The following is a 21,995-nucleotide window of genomic DNA, read 5'->3' as shown; positions in this document are numbered from 1 at the left end:
GTTGCCCGAAGACCATCCGCCGACGGCGGCGTACCCGTGAAACGGCCCGCCGCGCACTGCCTCCCATCCGGACTTTAACCGTCGGTCCAGGAATCTCACCTGGTCAACCGGCCGCTGGATGCGGACGGGTCGCGGACTATAACCGCCGGTTCGGAATTACACCGACCCCGGAGTGCGCTGCTGCTGGTACACGATCAGTGTGCCACGCCTGCTCATGGGCCATACGGACGAGCGCCTGTGGAGTGGCTCACAAGAATCTCCGGACGGGGCGCACAACGGGACAGTCGAGCCTTGAAGCTCGACCGCGCGTCCGCCGCCGACGGCAAGTACTACCTGCTGAGCGTGGCCGCACGAGTACGGCGCCGGTACGACGGTCAGCCACGGCTCGCACCAGTGGAAGGCCAAGTGGTGGACGAAGGGTGAGAGGCCCGGCTCCACCGGTGACCGGGGTGTCCGGCAGGACCTCGGGGCCTGCTGACCCTCCCCCGACCGCCCGGCGGTGACCGGTCCGCCCCCGGTCACCGCCGGGCTCGCCCGCACTCTGAGAGGGTGGACGCATGACGACGATTCTGGTGACCGGCGGAACCGGAACACTCGGCCGGCAGGTCGCGGACCGGCTGCGCGCGGGCGGGCAGGACGTACGGGTGCTGAGCCGCCGCTCCCGGCCGTACGCGGTCGATCTGCGCGACGGCAGGGGAGTGGACGCGGCGGTCGAGGGCGTGGACGCGATCGTGCACTGCGCCTCCACGCCGCGCGGCGGCGACGACACGGCGGCCGGACATCTGATCGAGGCCGCGCATCGGGCGGGCGTCCCCCATCTGGTCTATATCTCCATCGTCGGTGTGGACCAGCTGCCCCTCGGCTACTACCGGATCAAGCGCCGGGTCGAGCGGATGATGGAGCAGTCGGAGGTCGGCTGGACGATCCTGCGGACCACCCAGTTCCACGACCTGGTCCTGCGCGTCCTGGCCGCAGCGGCCAGGATGCCGGTGATGCCGCTGCCCGCCGGGGTACGGATGCAGCCGGTCGGCTCCGGTGAAGTCGCGGACCGACTGGCCGGGTTGGCTCTTTCCCGACCGGCGGGCCGGGTGCCGGACGTGGGCGGACCCGAGATCAGGGCATTCCCCGAACTGGCCCGCGCCTATCTCCGGGCGACCGGAAAGAAGCGGCCCCTGATGCCCGTACGACTGGCGGGCAAGGCGTACGCCGGATACCGGAACGGAGACCATCTGAACGCCGAACGGGCCGTGGGGAAGGTGACGTTCGAGGAATTTCTCGCCGAGCGGTTCAGCCGGCCGGAATGAACACCTCGCCCGAGCCGCCTCCCGAAGGGTTCAGCCGGCCGGAGTGAACAGCTCGTCCTGAGCCGCCTCCCGGGCGGCGAGCAGCGCGCCGCGGAGCACCGCGGCGCCGCCGAGCCGGCCGGCCCTGACCTCGGTGCGAAGCGGGGACATCATGGCCAGCCGCTCCTCGACCCGTGCCGCGAGCGCGTCACCGCCCGCGTGGCCGACCTCGCCCGCGAGCAGCACACAGCCCGGGTCGAGGACGGAGGCGACGGCGGCGGCGCCGAGCGCGAGACGTTCGGCGAGGGCGCCCAGGAAGGCCTCGCTCTCCCCCTCCCCCGCCAGCGCGGCCCGTACGACGAATGCGGCGCCCGGCTCCTTGTCCCCTTCGGTCGCGCCCGGGGGCACGTATATGCCGTGGGCGGCGGCCAGTTCGCATACCGCGGCGGAGCCCACCAGCGAGTGGAACCCACCGTCGCAGTTGACCGCCGACGGGGTGCCGATCGTGCCGGGCACCGGCAGGAAGCCGATCTCGCCCGCGCCTCCCGAGGCGCCGCGGCGGAGCTTCCCGTCCAGCATGACGGCGGCGCCGACGCCGTGGCCGAGCCAGAAGAGTACGAAGGTGTCACGGTCGCGGGCCGCGCCGATGCGCTGCTCGGCGACGGCGGCGAGATTGGTCTCGTTCTCGACCAGCACGGTGGCGGGCAGCCGCTGCTGCAGCACCCGTACCAGTCGTCGGTGCCAGGCGGGCAGCCCGGTGGTGTCGCGCAGTTCGCCGGTGACCGGGTCGATCAGGCCGGGCGCGCCGATGCCGACGCTGTGCAGCCGGGCTGCGCCCGCCCCCCTCGCGGTGCGTTCCAGCAGCGCGGCGGCCTGTTCGGCGGCGGCCTCGGTATCGGTGTCGCTGCCGATGGGCAGGGTGGCCTCAGCGAGCGTGGCGCCGAGGAGATCGGCGACGACCACGGCGACGCTGCCGGTGCGTATGTCGAGCGCGGCAAGGTGGGCGCGGTCGGCGGCAATCCCGTACAGCCGGGCGTTGGGGCCGCGGCGCTCGGAGCCGGCCTCACCGACCACTCGGATCAGACCGGCCCCCTGCAGCCGTTCGACGAGGTCGGCGACGGTGGGGCGGGAGAGTCCGGTCAGAGTCTTGAGCTGTGTGGCCGTCAGCGGGCCGTCCTGCTGGAGCAGTCGGAGGGCGAGCCGGTCATTCATGGCCCGGGCGGTGCTCGGTGATGCGGGCATGCCGGGATCCTTCCAGATCACTGCCACACGGAGACGAAATCTTGATGGTCTATTTATCAGGCAGGGTTCCTGATAGTTTACGGCCCGCACCGTGGAGACGGGCGCCGGGGTCGCCGGTGACAGAGGATTCCCAGGGGAGGGCACGGCGGTATGACAACGGATTCCACAGAGACGGCCTTCGGCATGGAGCAGGTGAGGCGGGCCAGGTTCGCCGTCGCCGCGGTCTTCGCCGTGCACGGCGCGGTGACCGGCAGCTTCGCCACCCGGGTGCCCTGGATCCAGGACCACGCGGGGGTCAGCGCAGGGCAGCTCGGCCTCGCCCTGGCCTTCCCGGCGATCGGCGCCTCCCTCGCCATGCCGCTGGCCGGTGCGATCAGTCATCGCTTCGGCGCCAGGACCGCGCTGCGCGGACTGCTCGCCCTGTGGACGCTGGCGCTGATCCTGCCCGCGCTGGCACCCAACCTGCTGACGCTGTGCGCCGCGCTCTTCGTGTACGGGGCATCGGCCGGCATGTCGGATGTGGCGATGAACGCCCTCGGTGTCGAGGTGGAGAACCGCCTCGACAAGTCAATCATGTCCGGGCTGCACGGAATGTGGAGCGTGGGCGCCCTGGTCGGTTCGGCTGCGGGCACGGTGGCCGCGCATCTGGGCTCCGACGGCCGGCTGCACCACACGATCGCCGCTCTGGTGCTCACGGCACTCGGGCTGATCGCCTGTCAGGGCGTACTGGATCTGCGCAGCGAGCCGGACGAGGAGCCGCCGCCACGCTTCACGCTGCCGCCGAAGTCGGCGCTGATCATCGGCGCGGTGGGCTTCTGCGCGGTGTTCGCGGAGGGCGCCAGTCTGGACTGGTCGGCGGTCTACCTCCGGGACATCATGGACACTTCCGCCGGGCTCGCCGCGGCGTCCACGACGGCGTTCGCGCTGACGATGGCGGTCGCCCGGATCGCCGGTGACAAGGTCGTCGACCGCTTCGGGTCGGTCCGGACCGTACGGGTCGGCGGCGTCCTCGCGACGGTCGGCGGACTGCTCGTGGTCGCGTCGCCGAACGCGGTACTGGCGATGTGCGGTTTCGGGCTCCTCGGCCTCGGTGTCGCCGTGGTCGTCCCGCTCGCCTTCGCGGCGGCCGGACGCAGTGGCCCGAACCCGAGTCAGGCGATCGCGGGCGTCGCCACCATCACGTACACCTCCGGGCTCATCGCCCCGTCCGCGATCGGTTCGCTGGCCGAGGCGACCTCGCTGGTCGTGTCGTTCGGCCTGGTGACGGTGCTGGCGTTCGGCCTGGTGCTGGGGGCCGGGGTGCTGCGGGCGGGCGACCGCAGGGCCGTGCCCTCCTCGGCCGCCGCCGCTCCGAGCGCGGCGGCGGCCGAGCCGCGCCCCTGAGCCGGCGGCTGTTGCGGGGCGCGGCTGACGGTTCAGCCGTCGATCGAGTCGAGCTGTTCCGCGGCGGGCCGCGGCGCCCACCGGTCGCCGCCGGGCGGAGTCTCCAGCTGCCCGACGGCCGCCTCGGCCTTCGCGTCACCGGCGTCGGCGGCCGCGTGCACGATCTCACTGGCCGCGACCGGTAGAACTCCAGCTCCGAGTGGGGCCAGGGGGCGGCCCCGGTCGCGGCGGGCAGCGGATGGTCGACCGCGTTGAACAGGCTCTGCCCCTGCGGCTCTTCGTACGACCAGAGGTCCACGCCGACCTGCCTGCCGATGGCGGCGAGCCCGCTGTAGGCGACCAGGTCGATGGTCGAGTAGTGCCGGCTGCGGGTGCGTGCCAGCTCCTGCGGCTGGGTGCCGTCGCCCGCGATCTGCTGGTCGATCCGCAGCACACGGGCGTCCAGGACGACCTTGCGGGCGAGGGCGAGGCCGGCCCGCGGTCAGGGCGACCGCGGCGGTGAGGAGAGCGCCCGGACGCCGCGTGGTCTTCCACTCAGCGCAACACACCCACCAATCATGCACATGAACTATGTTCACACCCAAGACCGTGCAAGCGTAGGGCCGCCTGTTCGAAGTGACAATGCTTCGCGCACGATTCATGCATGGGATCGGGATGGAGTGCTTGCGCCCACAGCCCGGCCACGAGCGCGGCGCGATCCGGCATTACCATGACGCTGATCATTTCTGCGGTTTGCGCCATGCCGGGCAAGGCACTGGACTCCGCACCTACACACAGGGAGCGACCATGGGCCTCGGCGTGCGCTGGACCTTGCACGGCGACGGGAAGACCCCCGCGCCGGGGGCAGTGGTCCGGCCGGACGAACGGCTCTCCTGGCCCCGTACGTTCGGACTCGGCGCCCAGCACGTGGTCGCGATGTTCGGTGCGTCGTTCGTCGCCCCGGTGCTCATGGGCCTGGACCCGAACCTGGCGATCATGATGTCGGGTGTCGCGACGGCCATCTTCCTGCTGGCCACGCGCGGCCAGGTGCCCAGCTACCTCGGCTGTTCGCTCTCCTTCGTCGGAGTCGCCGCGACGATCCGGGCGAGCGGCGGCAGCAGCGCGGTGGTCACCGGTGCGGTCTTCGTCGTCGGCGTGGTGCTCTTCCTCGCCGGTCTCGCGGTGCAGCGGTTCGGCGCGCGGATCATCCATGCGGCGATGCCGCCGGTGGTCACCGGCGCCGTCGTCATGCTGATCGGCTTCAACCTGGCTCCCGTGACCGCGTCGACATACTGGCCGCAGGACCAGTGGACGGCACTGCTGGTGATGCTGTTCACCGGATTGGCCGTCGTGTGCCTGCGCGGATTCTTCTCGCGTATCGCGATCTTCCTGGGCCTGGTCTTCGGATACGCGCTGTCCTGGGTCCTCGACCGGATCTTCGGCAAGATCCACTCCCCGGCGGGCGGCGCCGAGGCCGTCGACCACTGGCGGCTCGATCTGTCGGGTGTCGGCAAGGCCGACTGGATCGGTCTCCCGTCCTTCCACGCGCCGAGCTTCGAGTGGTCGGCGATCCTGGTCGCCCTGCCGGTGGTCATCGCGCTGATCGCCGAGAACGCCGGCCATGTGAAGGCCGTCGGCGAGATGACCGGCGCCTCGCTGGACGACAAGCTGGGCACCGCGATCGCCGCCGACGGCGCCGCGTCGATGCTGTCGACCGCGGTGGGCGGCCCGCCGAACACCACGTACTCGGAGAACATCGGCGTCATGGCCGCGACCCGCGTCTACTCCACCGCCGCGTACTGGGCCGCCGCCTGCTTCGCTCTGCTCTTCGGCCTCTGCCCCAAGTTCGGTGCGGTCGTCGCCGCCATTCCCGGCGGTGTGCTCGGCGGTATCACCGTCATCCTGTACGGCATGATCGGCCTCCTCGGTGCCCAGATCTGGCTGCACGGCAAGGTCGATCTGCGCAATCCGCTGAACCTGGTCCCGGCCGCCGCGGGCATCATCATCGGTGTCGGCGGGGTCAGCCTGAAGATCACCGACAACTTCGAGCTGAGCGGCATCGCCCTGGGCACGATCGTGGTGATCACCGGCTATCACGTACTCCGTGCCTTCGCCCCGGCGCACCTCAAGACCCAGGAACCCCTGCTGGACTCCGGGACGTCGGCGTACGACGAAACGACACCGACGGACAAGGCGTAGTACCGAAGCGGGGGCTTCCGGCTGCTCGCACGCCAGGCACGGTGCGGTGCGCCTCGCAGCCGTTCCCCCGTTCCGATGAACCCTCGGCAGGTCTGCACCGTGGCGCACTCATGGCTGGGACGCTGCCCCCATGGCGCAGTCCGAACAGTTGCAGAGCAGGACTGGTGGGGCGCTGTCTGCTCACTCCCTGTCGCTGACGGCGTCCCGGACTCGTAGAAGCAGTCGCCGTACCGGTCAGAAGCAGTCGCCGTACCAGTGGACCGCACCGGGCGCCGTCACAGTGGCCCGGACCGAGTCGGCGGTGGCGTGCAGCGGGCGCGCCATGCCCACGTATTCGTCAACCGTCCGGGGGTCCGCCAGCAGGGCCGGCAGTGCTGCCCGGACCCCGGGGCCGTCGGGAATCCGGACCCGGGCCCGGTTCAGCCCCGCGGCCCGGCCCCGTTCGCCGACGGCGGCGAACAGCTCGCCCAGGCACTCGGGGGCGCCCGCGAATTCGCGTACCTCCACGCACTCCCTCTCGTGCTGGGCCACCATCCAGCCGACGAGCGCCCCCGACCCGGGGTCCTCCGCCACGAGCGACCGGTCGACAGGGCCGTACCAGGCGGGCACGCGCACCGCCCAGTCCTCCGGTGCCCGCAACGAGCTGAGTGGTCTGTTCACGTTGTACGCATGGTGCAGGGCAGCCACCTCCACGGCGTCCTGTGCGGTGGCCTCGCGGACCCGGAACGCCCCGGGGTCAGCCGGGGACGCGAGCGCCCCCTCGGTGTACGCACTGCAGAATTCCTGCCATCCCGAGCCCCGGTAGACCCCGGGTGTCCCGGTGAACAGCAGTGACCAGGCGCACTGTTCGGCCATCATGGTGCGCTCCGCCTCCACCAGCAGCCGACGCACCAGCCCCTGCCCCCGGGCCTCGGGACGGGTGGCGACGCTGCCGATGCCGCCGACCCGCTGCGGGGTGCCGAGTGCGTCACGGATCAGCCTCGGTACATAGACGACGACCGCGTCGATCCCGCCCCCCGGACCGTTCTGCGCGACGAACGTATGGCGGTGGCGGTCCGGGTCGAGGGCATGGAGGGCGGCGATCTGCGGGGCGTCGAAGCACCGCTGCCACAGGGCGGCCAGGGCCGGTTCATCGGCCGCCGTCGCGGTCCTGATGACGGTGGTCACAGCGTCAGGTTCCCGTCCGTGCGCACCGAGTCGCTGTTCGCGGGCATCGCGCCACGCTTCGTACCGTCCTCCACGCACGCGGTGTGCAGGGCCGAATCGAGTGCGTCCGGGGCGAGGTGGAGCGTGCCGCCGGTGAAGCGGCTGCCGGTCGCCGCGTAGTGGTTCGTGCCGTCGGCGATGCGCACATGGGCGGTGTCCGGTCCCGAGGCGGCGCTGCTGAGCGCGTTGATGTCCCAGGTCACCTTCCCGGGGCCGGCTGCGCGGCCGAGAAGCACCTTGGCCTTGTTGCTGCCGGTGAGGCGGGTGCCGCCGGTGACGGTGATCCGCTGGTCGCGCACGGCGCTGAGTTCGATGCCGGTGTTGTCGTAACTACCGCCGTCGATCCGCAGATCCGCCGATCCGACCGAGAGCGGGGCCGCGTTCTCGGCGCCGGTGACGGTGCAGTCGGTGAAGTGGACGGGCCCGGCACCGCGCAGGATCGCGCCGTCGACGCCCTTGAAGGTGCAGCGTACGAAGTGGACGGGAGCGGTGACCGGGGTCTGAACGAGAACGGCGCCCGCGGGCGGCTCGAACGAGCAGTCGCTGATGGTGGTCGGCCGGGTGGAACGGGCGGAGCGCTGGGCGACGGCGAAGGTCCTGGCGGTGCAGCCGCGCACCTGGGCTCCGTCGGCGTTGACGGTGAGGGTGCCGGCCTGGTCGAAGGTGGGGCGCGCGATCACCGTGATGTCTTCGAGGGTCAGATCGGTGATCCTGGTGTTGGCGGTGAACCAGGAGCAGACATGTCTGCGTACGGTGATCCGCTTCGCTGAAATCCCCCACTGCGCCCCGGAGTTGGCTATGTCCATCAGTCCGGAGTTGCCGTCGAAGAGGAGATCGTGCTCGTACTGCCCGTGTGTCGTGAAGGGGTTGCCGCCCGCGTCGTCGCCGTCGCCGTGGCAGTTCACGACGGTGCAGTAGGCAGAGGCGGTGAGGTCGTTGAGATGACGGACATTGCTGGTCGTGCAGTCCGCGACCCGCCCGTACAGACAGTAGATCTGCTGGGTGAGGTATCCGGCGCCGCCGTACTCGACGGTGGGCGGGTTCTTCAGGGAGCACTCCTCGGTACGGAACCGGGTGCACCAGCGGCGCATGATGACCGGCCAGAAGGAGCCGGTGGCATGGATCCCGGAGACGTCGCAGCCGACGGCGTACTCGAAGCTGACGGGGTGGGAGCCGGTGTACTCGTCGGGGCCGGCGCCCTCGAAGACCAGATTGCGGATGTGGGTGCCCTGGACCGGCTCGATGCGGGTCCAGGTGAGGGTGCGGCCCGCGGCGAGTTCCCAGCCGTTGAGGTAGCCGATCCGGATGTGGTCCGCGTCGATGATCTCGGTGATCTCGACCAGCTTCTGCAGCTCGCGTTCGTCACGGCCGCCGCCCGCGACCGGATCGACCTGCACGGCCCACCACTGGCCGACCCCGAACGCCTTGGCGTCGGGGACCGGGAAGGTGTCGGTGAGCTCGATGACCTTGCCGGAGAGCGCGTGCTGGACGGTGGTGTCGGTGACGGTGCCGCGGAAGGAGAGGACGGCGCCGAAGGGGTTGTCGTGGGTGTTCTTCTCGATGCCTTCGGTGCGCATGTGGTGGCCGCCGAAGTCGAGTTCGATGTGGGAGCGGTTCCAGAGGTGGCGTCTGGTGAAGAGGAGGTCGGTGTGGGCCTCGATGCGGTGGACGCTGTTGTCGGCGATCATCGCGTCGAGGGCGGCGTCGGCGGGTTCTTCGGCGTCGAAGTGGCCGAAGGTGCGGAAGTCGAGGGTTCCGGTGTGGAGCTGGAGCCAGCGGCCGGTCCTGTTGGCGGTGGGTGCGATGACCGTTCCGCCGTTGTGCGCGGCGTCGGACTTGTGGTCCCAGCGCACGGCCATCGCGCCGCCGTCGCCGGGGGCGTGGTAGCCGGCGACCAGGACCTGGGTGCCGTCGTCGAGCGGCTTGGTGTTCAGCGCGCGCAGCTCGGCGACCGTGTCGACACGCAGCACATCGCCTGCGTGCGACGGTGCGGCCTGCGCCGAGCCGGAAGCCACGGCCGAACCGGCCATGACCAGACCGGCCAGCCCCGAAGCCCGCAACAGACTACGACGGGACGAAACAGAGGACTTGGCTGGGGACGATGCATTGACGGACATGGCGGAGGTACTCCTCGCGTTGTCGATGCGTGCTCAATGAAGACCGGTCGGTCGCGGTCAGATCGTGTTGCGGTACGGCGGCATGAATCGCATGCGCGGCATCTGGTCGGCGAGGACTCCCCCGTCGACGACGATGCGCGCCCCGGTGAGGTACGCCCCGGCGTCCGAGGCGAGCAGCAGCAGTGCGCCCACGCATTCGTCGGGCTGCGCGTACCTGCCGAGCGGGATGCGCTCGCGGTACGCGGATTCGAAGGCCTCCCGGTCGAAGGGGAATTCGCCGTCGATGGGGGTCTCGACCATGCCGGGGGCAAGGGTGTTGGCGGTGATGCCGTGCGGGGCGAGTTCGACCGCCAGGGTCTCGGTGAGCAGTTGGGCGGCGGCCTTGGAGGCGTTGTAATGGGCCAGGCCCGCCTCCGCCACCAGGGCGTTCTTCGACGTGATGGTGATGATGCGGCCGGCGACGGAGTCCGCCGTCATGTGTTCGGCGATGCGCTGGCTGAGGAAGAAGACGGCGTCGACGTTGACCCGCATGATGTGCGACCAGCTTGCGGGGGTGATCTCGTTGAAGCGTTCCAGTGCCGCCGTTCCCGCGTTGTTGACCAGGATGTGCAGCGGTCCTGCCTCGGCGCGTACGGCATCGACGAAGCCGGGCAGCGCGTCGATGTCCGCGAGGTCCTGGCCGAAGGTGCGGACCTGTCGGCCGAGCGCCCGGGCGGCCGCCGCGGTCTCGGCGACGCCGTCGGCACCGGGCAGGTCGACGAGGACCAGATCGGCGCCCGCCTCGGCGAGCCCGACGGCGAAGGACCGGCCGAGGCCCCGCGCGGCTCCGGTCACGACCGCGGTGCGGCCGGTCAGGTCGAAGCGGTCACTGCCGCGGGGCGGGACGGCTGCGGTCATGGCGGGTGTTCCTCCAGGCGGAGAGGTACGGAGAAGGGTGTGGGCCGCCGCGCAGGGACACAGAGTGGGAGCGCGGCGGCCCGGCTGCCGGTACGGCGCCCGGGTAGCAGGCGGGCGACCCGTGCGCCGTACCGGCAGGTCCGTGGGGAAGGCCCGGTCAGCCGTTCAGGCCGAGCAGGTCCAGTGACGGCCGGTGGATGATCTCCTCCACCGCGTCCACATCCAGCGGCGGCAGTCCGGGGATGCCGGGGATGCGGGCGATCTCCCGCAGCCCCTTCACCGAGTCGTCGACCGTCGTGAACGGGTAGTCGCTGCCGAACATCAGCTTGTCGAAGACCCCGTAGTCCTGGACGAGCCGGAGGCTGTGCCACAGCTGGAAGGGCCGGTAGTGCAGGGCGCTGATGTCCGCGTACACATGCGGGTGCTTGCGGATGACCGCGATGCACTCGCCCTCGAAGGGGTGGCCGAGGTGGGCGAGGACCATCCGCAGTTCGGGGTGGCGGATGGCGACTGCGTCCAGGTGGCGGGGCATCGCCCATTCCAGCGGCGCGTTCGACACAAAGGTCGTGCCGGTGTGGACGAGGAGCGGAAGGCCGTGCCGTTCGGCGTAGCCGTACAGCTCGTCGTACTCCTCGGCGGCCGGGTCGAAGCCCGCGTACATCGGCATCAGCTTGATGCCGCGCAGTCCCAGTTCCTGGTGGCCGTAGCGGAGTTCTTCCTGCCAGCCGGGCTGGGTGGGGTCCAGGGAGAGGTAGCCGATCAGCCGGTCCGGGTGCTGTCCGGCGTACGAGGCGACGGCGTCGTCGTCGACCCAGAGGCCGCTGCGGCGCGCCTTGCCCCCGACGACGATCGTGCGGGTGCCCTCGGGTGCCGTTGCCGCGTACTCCTCCCACTTCACCGTGAGGTCGACCTCGCCCGCGTGGGCGCGGGCGGAGTCGGACTTGAACGGGTCGGTGAAGTCGTGGCTGTGCCGGAAGAGATGTGAGTGGACGTCGACGATCATGTCCGGTTCCGCTTCTCCCAGCCGTCCGCGAACATGTTCCAGAAGCGGTGGCTGGGCGGGTGTTCCTCGAAGACCTCGTCGACGAGCTCGACACCGAGGCCCGGTGCGGTCGGCAGACCGATGCGGCCGTCGACGATCGGGAGGGTGCCCTTGAGCGCGTCGAAGACGTAGTCCTCAAGGAGTCCGTCGAAGGTTTCGAGGATCTTGAAGTTGGGGATTCCGAGCGTCGCGTGCACCGAGACGGTGGTGCAGAGCGGCGAGTTGGAGTTGTGCGGGGCCACGAGCATGCCGTGGGTATCGGCGGTCGCGGCGAGCTTCCTGACCTCGGTGAAGCCGCCGGCCATGGAGAGGTCGGGCTGGATGATGTCGACCGCGTTGGTGGCGAAGAGCTGCTTGTACTCGTAGCGGTTGTGGAAGTGCTCGCCGCCGGAGATCGGGAACGCGGCGCGCTGGCGGAGTTCCGCGTAGCGCTCGATGTGGGTCCACGGCATCGGCTCCTCGAACCAGCCGATGTCGAAGGGTTCCAGCTCCCGCACCAGTCGGGCAGCGGTCGGCATGGCGAACCGGGCGTGACCCTCGATGAACAGGTCGACGTCCGGCCCGATGGCTTCGCGGACGGCGGCCACGAGAGCGATGGAGCGGCGCAGTTCGGCGCGCTCCAGCTCGTGCAGCCCGGGGCCGAAGGGGTCGAACTTGAGGGCGGTGAAGCCCTTCGCCACGGTCTCCTTCGCCTTGGCCGCGAAGGTCTCGGGCTCGCGTTCGCCGGTGTACCAGCCGTTGGCGTACACGCGTACCTCGTCCCGGCAGGCGCCGCCGGTCAGCCGGTATGCGGGGACGCCGAGCGACTTGCCCATCAGGTCGTACATCGCCTGGTCGAGGCCGGACAGGGCGATGCCGCCCATGTCGCCGCCGCGCAGGAAGTCGCCCTGGTAGACGCGGAGCCAGAGCTCCTCGATGTCGAAGGGGTCGGCGCCGATGAGATGGCGCTGTGCGAGGGCCTCGGTCAGGGCGCAGACCTCGCTGACCCGGTAGGGGTGGGTGATCTCGCCGATGCCGGACAGGCCCTCGTCGGTGTGGACCCGGACATAGCCGAAGTCGCGCCAGGAGGTGCCGAGCATCAGGGTCTCGACCCGGGTGATCCGTCCGGCGGGGCCCGCGGGGCGGGTGCGGTTGACAGTGAGCATCAGCGGGTCGCTCCGCCCATGGTGGAGGTGTTCTCCAGGTCGCGTGCGCCACCGTCGGCGAGAACGGCCTTGACCGCGGCCTCGGTGCCCTCGATCAGACGGTCCACGTCGGCGTCGGTGTGGGCGTAGCTGATGTGGCTGCGCTTGAGGTTGAGCGGCAGCTCGAACAGGCCGTGGTCGAGGAGCTTGCGACGGTAGCCGACGAACAGCGAGGCGTCGTTGTTCAGCAGGTCCGCGTAGGTACGGGGGGTCTCGCCCGGCATGAAGTAGCTGACGAAGACGGAGCCGTAACCGGTGACGACGGCGGGGACGCCGAGGCGCTCGTACAGTCCGGTCAGTTCGGAACGGACACGGTCGCCGAGCCGGAAGACGTGCTCGTGGACCGGCTCCTCGCGCAGCTTGCGCAGAGTGGCGAGGGCGGCGGCGACGACGGACGGGTGGCCGTTGTACGTACCGGCGAAGAAGGCGGGGGCGCCGGGGCGGGTGGAGAAGAGGTCCATCAGGTCGGCTCGGCCGCCGATCGCGCCGACGGGGGCGCCGTTGGCGATGGCCTTGCCGAGGGTGGTGAGGTCTGGGGTGACGCCGGAGATCTTCTGCCAGCCGCCGATGTCGTGGCGGAAGCCGGTGATGACCTCGTCGAAGATCAGGACGCTGCCGGCCCTGGTGGTCTCCTCGCGCAGCGTGGTGAGGAACTCCTGGTACGGCAGGAGCGCGCCGACGTTGTGCGGGACGGGTTCGACGATGACGGCGGCGATGTCGGAGCCGTGCTCGGCGAAGGTGCGGCGGACGGCCTCGCTGTCGTTGAAGGGCAGGACGAGGGTGGCTTCGAGGACCTCGGGCAGGATGCCGGTCGAGATCGGGTCGTGGCCGCCGACCATCGAAGGGGCGGAGATGACGTTGAGGCTGACCGCGTCGTGCCAGCCGTGGTAGCAGCCCTGGAACTTGACGACCAGGCGGCGGCCGGTGGCAGCGCGGGAGACGCGCAGCGCGTGGAACGTGGCCTCGCTGCCGGTGCTGGTGAGCAGCACCTTCTCGATCGACGGGATCAACTCGGTGAGCTGTTCGGCGAGGAGGACCTCGCCCTCGGTGACGCCGACGCCCATGTGGCCGAGGGTGGCGCCGGCCTCGGCGGTGGCACGGGCCACGTCGGGGTCGTTGTGACCGAGCAGGGGCGGGCCGAACGCTGAGTGGAAGTCGGTGTACTCGCGTCCGTCGGCGGTACGGAACCGTGCGCCGTCGGTTCCGGTGACGACCAGATCGGTCAGTCCGGGAACGCTGCGCTGACCGCTGTTCACGCCGCCGGGTACGACCTGGCGGGCGCGCTCGGCGAGTCGGGCTCCGGATTCGTTGCCTACCGGGCCTGAACTCATATCGCTTGCTCCTTGCGTCGAGAGTCGTCGGTTTTCGCAGGCCCTGCCCGGCCTGTGAGTCCCTGGCGCCATCCGCCCGGCAGTCGCCGCAGGAAGAGGGTGATCCATGGTGCTTGGGTGGTGCGTTTTCGCTTTTTCTGAACACTGTTCTGTAGAGCAGAACAGTGCCTGGATATTACGTGCGGCACCAGGGCCGGTCAACCCCTTTTCGGACACCAGGAGGCCCATTCCCAGGCTTTCTTCACAGAAAAGCGCAACCTGGCCCCCTGGAGGCACTAGGCTGTTCTGCTATGACGAACAGTGCTGCCCCAGAAGAACCGAAGTACTGGGTCAAGAGCGTGGCCAGGGCAGCGGACATCCTCGAAGCGCTCGCCGCCCCCGCGCAGGGGAACGGCCTGAGCGTCACGGAGGTCGGCCAGGCCTGCTCCATCTCCAAGAGCGCCGCCTTCGGCATGCTCCAGACCCTGCGTGCCTACGGCCTCGTCTCGGACGACGGCGAAGGCATGAACCGCCGCTACCGGCTCGGCATGAGCCTGGCCCGGCTCGGCGACCGGGCCCGCTCCCAGGTGTCCCTGCGCGGAGTCGCCCACCCCGTCCTGCGCGAGCTCACCCGGACCACCGGCATGGCGTCCAGGCTCGCCGTGCCCGAGGACGGCCATGCGGTCGTCGTGGACCAGGTCGAGCTCGACCAGCGCGTCCGGCTCGATCTGCGGATGGGGCAGCGCGAACTGCCGCACTGCACGGGCCTGGGCAAGGCGCTGCTCTCCGCCGTGCCGCAGAGCGAGGCCGCCGCGGTCGTCGAGCGGTTCGGGCTGCCCCGTCGTACGTCCCGCACGATCACCGACCCGGCCACCTTCCTGTCGCATCTGCGCGACATCGCCCGGGTCGGCTACGCCCTGGACGACGAGGAGGACGCCGAGGGCATCATCTGCATCGGCGCGCCGGTCTTCGACGACCGCTCGGTGTGCGCCGGAGCCATCTCCATCACCGGCCTCAAGCTCGGCCTGCCGGCCTGGCGCTACCAAGAACTGGGCGGCCAGGTACGGGATGCGGCGCGGCGAATCAGCGTCTCGCTGGGCTGGGTCGACGACGCGGAGGACGACACATCCGACACCGGCACATCACATTCCGACGGATTCGGGTCTTGACCAATCGGCGTAACCCGCCGTAGGTTCCCTGCCAACCGCAGTGACGCCCGTTCGTCACCGGCGATTTACCCCTTCCGGTCCGCTTCCGACGCCTGCCCACCGCGTCGTGAACATCCGACGGCCGGACCTTTTTCAGCCATCCGCCTCATGGCAGTCCACCGCAGGAACGCTCCCTCATTTTCGGCACTTCTCGGAAGGCGAAGTCCGCATGAGCGTTCCGCACCCACACACCTCCGTTTCGTCCCGTCGTAGTCTGTTGCGGGCTTCGGGGCTGGCCGGTCTGGTCATGGCCGGTTCGGCCGTGGCTTCCGGCTCGGCGCAGGCCGCACCGTCGCACGCAGGCGATGTGCTGCGTGTCCACACGGTCGCCGAGCTGCGCGCGCTGAACACCAAGCCGCTCGACGACGGCACCCAGATCCTGGTCGCCGGCTACCACGCCCCCGGCGACGGCGGTGCGATGGCCGTGCGCTGGGACCACAAGTCCGACGCCGCGCACAACGGCGGAACGGTCATCGCACCCACCGCCAACAGGACCGGCCGCTGGCTCCAGCTCCACACCGGAACCCTCGACTTCCGCACCTTCGGCCACTTCGACGCCGAAGAACCCGCCGACGCCGCCCTCGACGCGATGATCGCCGACAACAGCGTCCACCGCATCGAGGCCCACACCGACCTCCTCTTCACCAAACGCCACCTCTGGAACCGCTCCCACATCGAACTCGACTTCGGCGGCCACCACATGCGCACCGAAGGCATCGAGAAGAACACCCACGACAACCCCTTCGGCGCCGTCCTCTCCTTCCGCGGCACCGTCACCGACACCACCGTCCAGCACACCCTGAGCGCGGCGATGCCGGATCTCTCGGATCTCTTCGAGGTCGGCGACTCGGCGAAGTTCTCAGTCGGCCAGTGGTGGGCCGTGGAGATCAACGCCCTGTCGGGGAAGTACGAGAAGGAGATCCAGCGTCTCGTCCAGGTCACCGATGTCGTCGACCCGACGCACATCCGGGTCAACTACCAGATCGGCTGGGACCTGGCCGCCGGCCGCACCCTCACCTGGACCCGGATCGAGCCCGTCGACCGCGCACACGTCCGCAACCTCGTCTTCGAGGGCTGGGGCGAGGACGAAATGACCGGCTCGCACCCGGTCGCATACGAGTACGCGGTGCGCTGCGACGTCTCCGGAATCGAGGCCATCGGCACCTTCTGGCCGGTGGTGATGCGCCGCTGGTGCACGTACTACCGCACCGAGCAGTGCTCGCTGACCAACCCCAAGTCCGTCACATACGGCGGCGCCGGATACCTCACCCAGCAGATCTACTGCCTGTACGGGCACGTCGAGGACTGCCACACCTCCAACGCCCGTCATCTCAACGACTTCACGGCCTCCGCCTACTGCTATGTCACCAACTGCCACGGCGACGGTGACGACGAAGGCCCGTTCGTGACGCACGGGCAGTTCGAGCACGACCTCGTCTACACCGGCAACTCCGGCCTGATGACCTTCGCCAACTCCGGTGCAGCGTGGGGCGGCAGGGCCAAGCGGATCACGGTACGCAGGCACGCCTGCTCCTGGTTCGTGGCCCGCGTCAAGATCACCGATCTGACGCTGGAAGACGTACTGGTCATCGGCAAGAAGTCCCTGGCCGGCTCGGGAATGCTCTGGGTCAACGCCGACGGGGTGCAGATGCGCGGCTGTACGGCCACCGGTCCGCTGATCGTCTCCCGGGCCTCGGACCTGTCCGCCCGCCCCAATGTGATCGCCGACTCCTCGTTCGCCTTCGCGGCGGGCGCGGAGATAACCCAGGCCAATGTCACCGTCCCGCTGACCCTTCAGCGCAGCACGCTGAAGGGCGTCGACGGCGCGGTCTTCAACGGCACCGGTCCGCTCGTCCTGGACCAGTGCGCCCTGACCGGCTCCAAAGACACCGCCCCGGTCTCGCTCGCACACACCGACATCACCGTCCTCGGCGGCGAACTCCGTGACACCGGCCTCAAGTTGACCTCGGCGAAGAACCAGCGGCTGCGCATCGACGGAACGCGCCTGACCGGCACCAACAAGGACGGCGCCCTGCTGGCCCGTACCGGCTCCGGACGGACCGTCGACTGGCAGCTCACCGGCCTCGACTCGACCGCCCCCGAGGGCACCGCCCATGTGCTGGTCACCGAGGGCCCCAACCGCTACCGGGCCACCGGCTCCACCTTCACCGGCGGCCGGCTCGAACTGCGGCCGGCGGCGTTCAGCGGCAACTCCAGCCATCTGCTGCACACCGGCTGCGTCGAGGACGGCACCGAGCGCACCGCGCTGCCGGACGAGGGCGGCCGCGTCGCCCACACCGCCGCCACGCTGCGCTTCTGACCACCTTGGGACCGCTCGCTTGGATCATGCCGGGCTCGCGGGGTCCGGCCTGATCCAAACGAAAGACCCCAACCCATCGAGCACCAGGGATTCCCCGTGTCCACGCATACCCCGATCACCGGCCGGCCCATACGGGTCGCGCTCGTCGGCGCCGGCAACCGCGGTCTGACGTACGCCGAGTGGATCAAGGCGCACCCCGAGCGCGCCGAACTCGTCGCCGTCGCCGATCCGCGCCCCGCGGCGCGGGCCGCCGCCGGTGCACCCGTCGAGTTCGACGACTGGCGGCCGCTGGCCGAGAACCGCATCGCCGACGCCGTCATCGTCGCCACCCAGGACCGTTTCCATGTGGAGCCGGTGCTGGCCCTGGCCGAGGCCGGATACGCGATCCTCGCCGAGAAGCCCCTCGCCCCGACCGAGGACGAGACCCGGCGGATCGTCGAGGGTGTGGAGCGGGCCGGGGTCCTCTTCGCGGTGTGCCATGTCATGCGATACACCCCCTACACCGACCTGGTGAAGGAGGTCGTGGACTCCGGCGTGCTCGGTCAGCTGGTCTCCCTCGACCATCTGGAGCCGGTCGGCTGGTGGCACTACGCCCACAGTTATGTGCGCGGGCCGTGGCGCAGCGAGAAGGACTCCTCCCCGATGCTGCTCGCCAAGTCCTGCCACGACCTGGACTGGATCACGTATGTCATGGGCGGACGGATCGAACAGGTCACCGGTTTCGGCGGGCTGAAGCACTTCCGGCCCGAGAACGCTCCGGCCGGGTCCGCCGACCGCTGTCTCGACTGTGCGGTCGAGTCCGGCTGCCCGTACAGCGCACTGAAGTTGTACATGCCGACGCTGCGCGAGAAGGGCGCGGTCTGGCCGGTCACCCATGTCACCGAGGCGTCCGACGAGGCCGGGCTCGTGCAGGCGCTGCGCGAGGGACCGTACGGCGTCTGCGCATACCGCAGCGACAACGACGTGGTCGACCACCAGGTGCTGGCGATGCAGCTGACGGACGGGGTGACCGCGACCTTCCAGATGGTGGCGTTCACCGAGCAGACGCATCGGCAGACCCGGATCTTCGGCTCGCACGGCTGGCTGATCGGTGACGGTGAGCGGGTCACCGTGCAGGACTTCCGGACCGGCGGGAGCACCGTCCATGAAATCGGCGCCTCCGGTTCGAACGCGGCCGACGGGCACGGCGGCGGGGACGCCGCGCTCGTCGAGGCGTTCGTCACCGCCGTCGCCACCGGTGACGCCGGGGCTGTCCGCTCCGGTCCCGCCACCTCGCTCGGCAGCCATCTCGCGGCGTTCGCCGCCGAACGCGCCCGGCACACCGGCACCGTCCAGACGGTGCCGGCCAAGTGACACCCCCTCTCCCCCGCCCCACCCTCACGTCCTCGGAGGACCACCTCATGTCCCGTCTCCTCACCCGCCGTTCCAGAGTGCGTGCCGTCGCCGCCCCCGTCCTCGCCACCGCGCTCGCCGCCGGTGTGCTGGCCGGCTGTTCCGGCAGCGGCAGCGACGACAACACCGTCACCATGTGGACCTACCCGGTCATCTTCGACGAGGCCAAGAACAAGGCGTACTGGGACGGCCTGGTCAAGGCGTTCGAGAAGGAGCACTCGGGCGTCAAGGTGAAGGTGGAGACCTTCCCGTGGGCCAACCGCGACACCGCGCTGGCCACCGCGATCGCCTCCGGCAAGGGCCCGGACGCGGTCTACCTGATCCCGGACCAGCTGCCGAAGTACGCCAAGAGCATCGTCCCGGCCGACGACTACATGCCGGCCGACGCCAAGTCGGACTACACGGACTTCGCGCTGAAGTCCGTCACGGTCGACGGCAAGGTGCTCGCCACGCCGATCCTGACCAGCGCCAACCCGCTGATCTGCGACAAGCGGGTGTTCGCCGCGATCGGCGAGAAGAACTACCCGACGAGCTGGGCGGACCTTCAGGCGCTGGCCCCGAAGCTGAAGAAGAAGGGTTACTACGCCACCACTTACTACGGCGACACCCAGCAGACCCTCAACATGACCTTCTACCCGCTGCTGTGGCAGGCCGGCGGGGACGTCTTCTCCGAGGACGGCAAGACCGTCACCTTCAACGACGCGGCGGGCGTCAAGGCCCTGACGTACCTGAAGGAGCTCGTCGACGGCGGCTACACCGACAAGGACCTGGTCACCACCACGCCCAAGCTGGAACAGACCCCGACCGCCAAGGGCAAGATCGCCTGTACCTGGCAGAACACCCCGGCGGACGTCGAGCCGTTCTGGGGCAAGGAGAACGTCGTCGTCCAGCCGCCGCTGAAGGACGCCGAATCGGTCGGCTACGGCACCGTGGGCGCCCTGTCAATGCTGAAGGGCGCCGACAAGAAGAACACCGGCGACTGGCTGAACTTCGTCGCCGAGTCGAAGAACGCGGCCGGTCTGGAGAAGGAAGCAGGCTACTTCCCGGCCCGCAAGTCCGGCGGCGACCTGTACCCCGGCGACGCGTTGCAGACGGCGGTCGGCGCGACGCTGCCGAGCATGACCGTGGGCCCGCTCCAGGACAAGGCCCGTGAGGTCCAGGGCGTGCTGGCGCCGGAGATCCAGGCGGCGCTGCTGGGCAAGAAGAGCCCGCAGGAGGCGCTGAACGCCGCGCAGAAGGCCGCGCAGGCGATGCTCGGCCGCTGATCACATGCGGGGCCGGGGTCCGGCCGCACCCGGACCCCGGCCCCGAGCCCTCCGGGGGAGCACGCTCCCCCGGTCCCCCGCAATTCCCCCGTACCGCAAGGAGATCCCCGTGGCAGTCGTCGCGGAACCCACCCGCCGGGGCCGTCGCAGCGGGCCGCAGGCGCGCCGCGAGGCCCGGATCGGCCTGCTCTTCGTCCTGCCGTGCTTCCTGCTCTTCCTGGCCTTCCGGTTCGGTCCCGGCATCGCCGGTGTACTGATGAGCTTCACCGACTACTCCCTGACCGGCGGCGGCAGGTTCGTCGGGCTGGACAACTTCACTCGCCTGTGGGACGACCCGCTGTTCTGGCAGGCGCTGAAGGTCACCGTCCTCTACACCGTGCTCGCCGTGCCGGGCACGCTGATCGCGTCGGTGTCCCTGGCCCTGATCACCCGCCGCGCGTTCCGCGGCGCCAAGTTCTTCCGTTCGGTGTTCTTCCTGCCGGTCGTCACCTCACTGGTGCTGGCCGCCACCGTGTTCGTCTGGATCTTCTCGACCGGCGGCCCGTGGTCCACCCTGATGGGCTGGTTCGGGATGTCCGAGGGCTCCTGGCTCTCCGACGACGTGCTGGTGCTGCCCGCGCTCGCGATCGTCGGCGTCTGGTCCCGGTTCGGGTACGGGATGCTCATCCTGCTGGCCCGGATGCAGGACATCCCGCGGGAGCTGGAGGAGGCGGCCCTCACCGACGGCGCGGGCCCCTGGCAGCGCTTCCGGTACATCGTGCTGCCGCAGCTCAAGCCCGCCCTGTTCTTCCTCGCCGTGATCGAGACGACGGCCTCGTTCCAGGTCTTCGACGCGGTCTACACCATGACCGGCGGCGGCCCCGCCAACGCCAGCTACACGCTCGTCTTCCAGCTCTACGACGCGGGCTTCAAGTACTTCGACCTGGGTTACGCCTCCGCCATCGGCGTCGCGCTCTTCGCGCTGACCGTGGTGGTCGCGGTGATCCAGCGGCTCGTGATCGGGAAGGACCAGTGACCATGACCGCAGCACCCGTAGAGACCAGGACCCCGCCCGCGGACACGGCTCCCGCGACGCCCGACCGGGCCGCGCGCCGGGCCGAGCGCAAGCTGCGCAAGCTCTCGGAGCAGGACACCGTCCCGCACGGCATGCGGCCCACCCGGGCCGGCCGGATCAGCCGCGCCGTCCTGCTGACCGTGGCCGCGATCGTCACGATCTTCCCGTTCTACGCGATGGTCGTGCTCTCGCTGAAGCCCGCCGCGGCAGTCGAGTTCCCCGGCAGTCTGCTGCCCTGGCCGCTGACCGGCGAGGCGTACGACACCGTCATGAACTCCCAGGACGTGCCGCGCTGGCTGGTCAACACCCTGCTCTACTCGGTCGTCTCGGTCGTCGGCGTGCTGCTGCTCGCCTCGCTCGCCGGGTACGCCTTCGCCAAGAAGCGCTTCCCTGGCCGGGAGACGATGTTCTGGTCGTTCCTGTCGATGGTGATGGTCCCGTACCACGTCACGATGATCCCCACCTTCGCGATGATCGCGAAGCTGGGCGGCGTGGACACCTACTGGGGTCTGATCGTGCCGACCCTCGCCAATGCCCAGGCGGTCTTCCTGATGCGCCAGTTCATCCAGGGACTGCCGGACGAACTCTTCGAGGCCGCCCGGCTGGACGGCTGCAACGAGTGGCAGATCTTCTCCCGCATCGTGCTGCCGCTGCTCAAGCCGATCCTCGCCACGCTCGGTGTCTTCGTCTTCCTGTGGCACTGGAACGACTTCCTGTGGCCGCTGGTCATCGGCCAGTCCACCGACATGCGCACCCTGACCGTCGGCATCGCCTCGCTCCAGCAGCAGAACGTGCCGCTCAATGTGGTGCTCTCCGGCTCCGTCATCGCGTTCGTGCCCATCTTCGCCGCGTACATGGTGGGCCAGCGCTACTTCACCGAGGGCGTCGCCGCGTCCGGAATCAAGGGATAGCTG

16 protein-coding genes, 2 pseudogenes and 1 riboswitch are annotated in these 21,995 nt (G+C 69.9%); of the genes and pseudogenes, 10 read left to right on the top strand and 8 right to left on the bottom strand.

Features of this window, described 5'->3' with window-relative positions; genetic code table 11:
* Nucleotides 1–49 precede the first annotated feature (49 nt).
* Nucleotides 50–180, bottom strand: a riboswitch (FMN riboswitch).
* Nucleotides 181–352: 172 nt separating this feature from the next.
* Nucleotides 353–478 (top strand): annotated as a pseudogene (locus OG609_RS33945) (carbohydrate-binding protein); the annotation flags it as partial.
* A 79-nt stretch (nucleotides 479–557) separates the two neighbouring features.
* Entirely contained in the window at nucleotides 558–1,304 is a 747-nt protein-coding gene (locus tag OG609_RS33940; RefSeq protein WP_327276327.1) for an SDR family oxidoreductase, read from the top strand.
* A gap of 30 nt (nucleotides 1,305–1,334) precedes the next feature.
* Here OG609_RS33940 and OG609_RS33935 read toward each other — a convergent pair whose 3' ends face one another.
* Nucleotides 1,335–2,525, bottom strand: coding sequence for an ROK family transcriptional regulator (locus OG609_RS33935; RefSeq protein ID WP_327276326.1), 1,191 nt, complete (start codon nucleotides 2,523–2,525; stop codon nucleotides 1,335–1,337).
* Nucleotides 2,526–2,675: 150 nt separating this feature from the next.
* Between OG609_RS33935 and OG609_RS33930 the strand changes: the two genes are divergently transcribed.
* Nucleotides 2,676–3,908, top strand: coding sequence for an MFS transporter (locus OG609_RS33930; RefSeq protein ID WP_327276324.1), 1,233 nt, complete (start codon nucleotides 2,676–2,678; stop codon nucleotides 3,906–3,908).
* Nucleotides 3,909–3,940: 32 nt separating this feature from the next.
* Here the strand turns inward: OG609_RS33930 and OG609_RS33925 are convergent.
* Nucleotides 3,941–4,374 (bottom strand): annotated as a pseudogene (locus tag OG609_RS33925) (alginate lyase family protein); the annotation flags it as partial.
* Between the two features lie 320 nt (nucleotides 4,375–4,694).
* On the opposite strand from OG609_RS33925, the gene OG609_RS33920 reads away from it, so the two are divergent.
* The gene (locus OG609_RS33920; RefSeq protein WP_327276323.1) at nucleotides 4,695–6,086 is read left to right on the top strand and encodes a uracil-xanthine permease family protein; all 1,392 of its coding nucleotides are present in this window, start codon (nucleotides 4,695–4,697) and stop codon (nucleotides 6,084–6,086) included.
* Between the two features lie 234 nt (nucleotides 6,087–6,320).
* Here the strand turns inward: OG609_RS33920 and OG609_RS33915 are convergent, their stop codons facing one another.
* The 6 genes from OG609_RS33915 to OG609_RS33890 all read right to left on the bottom strand — a co-directional run bounded on the left by OG609_RS33915 (nucleotide 6,321) and on the right by OG609_RS33890 (nucleotide 13,863).
* Nucleotides 6,321–7,253 (bottom strand): GNAT family N-acetyltransferase, encoded by a 933-nt coding sequence (locus OG609_RS33915; RefSeq protein ID WP_327276322.1) that lies wholly within the window; start codon nucleotides 7,251–7,253, stop codon nucleotides 6,321–6,323.
* Nucleotides 7,250–9,409 carry a peptidase C14 gene (locus OG609_RS33910; protein WP_327276321.1) on the bottom strand — a complete coding sequence of 720 codons (2,160 nt, stop codon included), beginning with the start codon at nucleotides 9,407–9,409 and terminating at the stop codon, nucleotides 7,250–7,252. The genes OG609_RS33915 and OG609_RS33910 overlap by 4 nt, the downstream gene beginning before the upstream one ends.
* Before the next feature lie 57 nt (nucleotides 9,410–9,466).
* A complete protein-coding gene (locus OG609_RS33905) occupies nucleotides 9,467–10,306 on the bottom strand; it encodes an SDR family NAD(P)-dependent oxidoreductase (RefSeq protein ID WP_327276319.1) in 840 nt (279 codons plus the stop codon).
* A 157-nt stretch (nucleotides 10,307–10,463) separates the two neighbouring features.
* Nucleotides 10,464–11,309 carry an amidohydrolase family protein gene (locus OG609_RS33900; protein ID WP_327276318.1) on the bottom strand — a complete coding sequence of 282 codons (846 nt, stop codon included), beginning with the start codon at nucleotides 11,307–11,309 and terminating at the stop codon, nucleotides 10,464–10,466.
* Complete coding sequence (locus OG609_RS33895) at nucleotides 11,306–12,493, bottom strand: mandelate racemase/muconate lactonizing enzyme family protein (protein ID WP_327276317.1); 1,188 nt, start codon at nucleotides 12,491–12,493, stop codon at nucleotides 11,306–11,308. The genes OG609_RS33900 and OG609_RS33895 overlap by 4 nt, the downstream gene beginning before the upstream one ends.
* Nucleotides 12,493–13,863 carry an aspartate aminotransferase family protein gene (locus OG609_RS33890; RefSeq protein ID WP_327276316.1) on the bottom strand — a complete coding sequence of 457 codons (1,371 nt, stop codon included), beginning with the start codon at nucleotides 13,861–13,863 and terminating at the stop codon, nucleotides 12,493–12,495. Before OG609_RS33890 ends, OG609_RS33895 begins: the two co-directional genes overlap by 1 nt.
* A 290-nt stretch (nucleotides 13,864–14,153) precedes the next feature.
* On the opposite strand from OG609_RS33890, the gene OG609_RS33885 reads away from it, so the two are divergent.
* The 6 genes from OG609_RS33885 (at nucleotide 14,154) to OG609_RS33860 (ending at nucleotide 21,992) form a co-directional block, all read left to right on the top strand.
* The gene (locus OG609_RS33885; protein WP_327276315.1) at nucleotides 14,154–15,011 is read left to right on the top strand and encodes an IclR family transcriptional regulator; all 858 of its coding nucleotides are present in this window, start codon (nucleotides 14,154–14,156) and stop codon (nucleotides 15,009–15,011) included.
* Between the two features lie 208 nt (nucleotides 15,012–15,219).
* Nucleotides 15,220–17,370 carry a peptidase C14 gene (locus OG609_RS33880; RefSeq protein WP_327276314.1) on the top strand — a complete coding sequence of 717 codons (2,151 nt, stop codon included), beginning with the start codon at nucleotides 15,220–15,222 and terminating at the stop codon, nucleotides 17,368–17,370.
* A gap of 96 nt (nucleotides 17,371–17,466) precedes the next feature.
* Complete coding sequence (locus tag OG609_RS33875; RefSeq protein ID WP_327276313.1) at nucleotides 17,467–18,723, top strand: Gfo/Idh/MocA family protein; 1,257 nt, start codon at nucleotides 17,467–17,469, stop codon at nucleotides 18,721–18,723.
* 47 nt (nucleotides 18,724–18,770) lie between these two features.
* Nucleotides 18,771–20,027: an ABC transporter substrate-binding protein gene (locus OG609_RS33870; protein ID WP_327276312.1), complete on the top strand. Its 1,257-nt coding sequence runs from the start codon at nucleotides 18,771–18,773 to the stop codon at nucleotides 20,025–20,027.
* A gap of 109 nt (nucleotides 20,028–20,136) precedes the next feature.
* Nucleotides 20,137–21,042, top strand: coding sequence for a carbohydrate ABC transporter permease (locus OG609_RS33865; protein WP_327276311.1), 906 nt, complete (start codon nucleotides 20,137–20,139; stop codon nucleotides 21,040–21,042).
* 2 nt (nucleotides 21,043–21,044) lie between these two features.
* Nucleotides 21,045–21,992: a carbohydrate ABC transporter permease gene (locus OG609_RS33860; RefSeq protein WP_442818021.1), complete on the top strand. Its 948-nt coding sequence runs from the start codon at nucleotides 21,045–21,047 to the stop codon at nucleotides 21,990–21,992.
* Nucleotides 21,993–21,995 lie beyond the last annotated feature (3 nt).

It is taken from the genome of Streptomyces sp. NBC_01224 (assembly GCF_036002945.1).
In the GTDB taxonomy this organism is placed as follows: Bacteria; Actinomycetota; Actinomycetes; order Streptomycetales; family Streptomycetaceae; genus Streptomyces.
Note: the sequence above shows the minus strand (reverse complement) of the source record. Positions and strands in the feature narration are given on the sequence as shown.

Coding starts and splice junctions, on each gene's coding strand:
- OG609_RS33940 (WP_327276327.1), top strand. CDS start 558: ATGACGACGATTCTGGTGACCGGCGGAACCGGAACACTCGGCCGGCAG.
- OG609_RS33935 (WP_327276326.1), bottom strand. CDS start 2,525: ATGCCCGCATCACCGAGCACCGCCCGGGCCATGAATGACCGGCTCGCC.
- OG609_RS33930 (WP_327276324.1), top strand. CDS start 2,676: ATGACAACGGATTCCACAGAGACGGCCTTCGGCATGGAGCAGGTGAGG.
- OG609_RS33920 (WP_327276323.1), top strand. CDS start 4,695: ATGGGCCTCGGCGTGCGCTGGACCTTGCACGGCGACGGGAAGACCCCC.
- OG609_RS33910 (WP_327276321.1), bottom strand. CDS start 9,409: ATGTCCGTCAATGCATCGTCCCCAGCCAAGTCCTCTGTTTCGTCCCGT.
- OG609_RS33905 (WP_327276319.1), bottom strand. CDS start 10,306: ATGACCGCAGCCGTCCCGCCCCGCGGCAGTGACCGCTTCGACCTGACC.
- OG609_RS33900 (WP_327276318.1), bottom strand. CDS start 11,309: ATGATCGTCGACGTCCACTCACATCTCTTCCGGCACAGCCACGACTTC.
- OG609_RS33895 (WP_327276317.1), bottom strand. CDS start 12,493: ATGCTCACTGTCAACCGCACCCGCCCCGCGGGCCCCGCCGGACGGATC.
- OG609_RS33890 (WP_327276316.1), bottom strand. CDS start 13,863: ATGAGTTCAGGCCCGGTAGGCAACGAATCCGGAGCCCGACTCGCCGAG.
- OG609_RS33885 (WP_327276315.1), top strand. CDS start 14,154: ATGACGAACAGTGCTGCCCCAGAAGAACCGAAGTACTGGGTCAAGAGC.
- OG609_RS33880 (WP_327276314.1), top strand. CDS start 15,220: ATGAGCGTTCCGCACCCACACACCTCCGTTTCGTCCCGTCGTAGTCTG.
- OG609_RS33870 (WP_327276312.1), top strand. CDS start 18,771: ATGTCCCGTCTCCTCACCCGCCGTTCCAGAGTGCGTGCCGTCGCCGCC.
- OG609_RS33860 (WP_442818021.1), top strand. CDS start 21,045: ATGACCGCAGCACCCGTAGAGACCAGGACCCCGCCCGCGGACACGGCT.